4 protein-coding genes are annotated in these 2463 nt (G+C 71.0%); all 4 read right to left on the minus strand.

Annotation, left to right across the window (positions count from 1 at the left end; translation table 11 throughout):
• Window positions 1–650 (minus strand): PfkB family carbohydrate kinase (locus ACFQEU_RS14475; protein WP_379783296.1); only part of this gene is annotated, 650 nt, incomplete at its 3' end.
• A gap of 74 nt (window positions 651–724) precedes the next feature.
• Window positions 725–955: a ribbon-helix-helix protein, CopG family gene (locus tag ACFQEU_RS14480; RefSeq protein WP_379783298.1), complete on the minus strand. Its 231-nt coding sequence runs from the start codon at window positions 953–955 to the stop codon at window positions 725–727.
• Between the two features lie 77 nt (window positions 956–1032).
• The gene (locus tag ACFQEU_RS14485; RefSeq protein WP_379783300.1) at window positions 1033–1719 is read right to left on the minus strand and encodes a helix-turn-helix domain-containing protein; all 687 of its coding nucleotides are present in this window, start codon (window positions 1717–1719) and stop codon (window positions 1033–1035) included.
• Between the two features lie 64 nt (window positions 1720–1783).
• A partial coding sequence (locus ACFQEU_RS14490; RefSeq protein WP_379783302.1) for an LLM class flavin-dependent oxidoreductase occupies window positions 1784–2463 on the minus strand: 680 nt, incomplete at its 5' end.

Below are 2463 nucleotides of genomic sequence, written 5' to 3' on the forward strand. Positions count from 1 at the left end.
AGCGCGGTCGGGTCCGCCCGGGCCGGATCGGCGTCGACGCCGTCGAGGAGGCCCGGAACGAGGTCCTCGCCGCTGGCTTTGACAACGTCAGCGAGCCCGAACGCCCGGCGACAGGTCGTGACGAGGTCGTCCCCCGCGAACAGCTCCGGCCTCGCGTTGGGGTCGAACGAGACGACTGCACCGGCGTCGCGAGCGCGCTCCAACAGGTCGATCGTCGCCGATCGACTCGGTTCGTCGGCGAGCACCACGCCGCCAGCGTGGACCCACTCGATCTCGGCGAGCGCGTCGTCCCCGACGGCCCCCGGTTGGAGCCGCGTGTCCGCGGTCCCGTTCCGGTGGAAGCTGAACGCCCGGTCGGCGTCGGGATCGAGGCTCACGAAGGCGAGCGTCGTGTCCGCTTCCGGGTCCCGTTCGATCAGGTCCGGGCGGACGCCGTTTCCCGTGAGCGTGGCGGTCAGATGGTCGCCGAACGGGTCCTCGGCGAGTCGCGTCCAGAACAGCGGCGGCTCGCCGAGCCGGGCCAGCCCGACGGCGACGTTGGCGGGCGCACCGCCGGCCCGGCGGTGGAACGTCTCGGTGTCGACGAGGTCGGCTTCCCCCTCCGGCAGGAAGTCGATGAGCGCCTCGCCGGTCACGAGTATCTCGGTCATGGGAACCACTCTCGCCGGATCCACAAAGTCGGTTCGGGTGGGTCGAGCACACCACGGTCGCCCGCCGATCCCCGTCACTCGGCGGCGTCTTCGGCGGCGTCCTCGCTCTCACTCGCGTCCGGCTCGTCGCCGTCACAGACCCCGAGCGGGAGGTCGATCGACGCCGCGGCGTTGGGGTCGTGACCCTGATACGCGTCCTCGATGAGCCGCGAGAGGAGGACCTCCGGTTCGACGCCGCGCGCGGCTGCGAGCGCGTCGAGCCGCTCGTACTGCTCGGCCGGGACCGACACCGAGACGTCGTCCATACGCGACGCTGCGTGGCCGAACTACAAAAGGGTTCGCGCGGTGAAACGACTCGGGACCCCGATCTGCGGTGGGCCTCTCACACCTCCAGTCGATCGACGAGCCCGTTCATCACGGTCGCCTCCGCCCGGGAGAGATGCTCCCACACCGTCGTCGTCGCCAGCCCCAGCTCCTCGGCGACTGCCTCGACGCCGACACCCCCGCCGTGGTCGTAGTACCCGATCGCGACCGCGGTCGCGAGCACCTCGCGCTGGCGCGGGGTGAGCTCCTCGAGGAACCGCGCGGACGACAGCCGAGCTGGGCGCTCGACCCCGGACAGCGCCACGTTGCGGGCGAGCTCGACCTCGTTGCCGCCGCGTTCGAGTTCCGCCCTGATCGCCGCGAGGTCGTCGTCCGGGTCGATGTACACCGTCCATCGCTCCACGCCCGCGGAGATGGTCGTCCCGGTCCGGTAGTGGATCCCCATCTCGGCGAGCCGATCGCCGATCCCGTCCCACTCCCGGGCGTCGATCTCGACCGTGACGTACGCGTGATCTCCGGCCACCGGCGACAACGGCTCGGCCTCGACCACCGCGTCGGCCTCGCGGAACGCGTCGAGGAACCCCCGTATCGACGCGGTCGGTCCGCGGAGCTCCACGATCCGTTTCCGTGCGTTCTCGCGTCCGGTCATCGACGACACCGACCGCATCGTCACGTCCGGGAACGCGGCGCTGGCCGCGCACTCGGGCCCCTCGTGATGACGGACCCGAAACGTCACCTCTCGCATGCGTCGAGAAACGTCACGAGCGGTCAAACGCGTTGCGGGTTCCACTTCTCGGGATGGCGGCGGCTCACAGCTCCGCGATGACCTCGTCAGCGAACCGCGTCAGCGCGTGCTCGGGCTCGTCGGCGGCGTCCAGCCCCACGATGGCGTGGTCGAGCCCGTACTCCGCCAGCCGTCGGAAGTACTCGCGAAACCACTCGACTCCGGCACGGTAGCCGAGGTGCCTGTGTTCCGGGCCGGCGTCGGGGTCGTCCGCGAGTGCGACCCGCACCGCGATGACGAACGGCGCGTCACCCGCGAGCTCGCGCCACCGGTCGAGGTACGACCGGAGGGTGTCCTCCGGGAGGTGATAGAAGAGCCAGCCGTCGCCGTTGTCAGCGATCCACTCGGTCGACTGACGGGCGTTCCCCGTCGGCAACACCGGGATCGATCCGGTTGCCGGCTTCGGCAGCACGTCGAGCTCGCCGTCGAGTTCTCCCCACTCGCCCGCGATCTCGGGGAACGACTCGCGCCAGATCGACCGGATCGCTTCGACGTGCTCGCGGAAGGCCGCACCCCGTTCCCCGCGGTCGACCCCGAACGCCGCATACTCCGGGTCGCGGTCGCCGGAGGCGACCCCCAAGACGAGCCGTCCGTCGGAGAGTCGGTCGACGCTCGCGGCCGACTTCGCGACGTGGATCGGGTGTCGGAGCGGGAGGACGACGCTCGACGTGCCGAGCGCAATTCGGTCCGTCCGCGCGGCGACGT

The sequence above is a fragment of the Halorubrum tibetense genome (assembly GCF_042661865.1).
GTDB classification, from domain to species: domain Archaea; phylum Halobacteriota; class Halobacteria; order Halobacteriales; family Haloferacaceae; genus Halorubrum; species Halorubrum tibetense.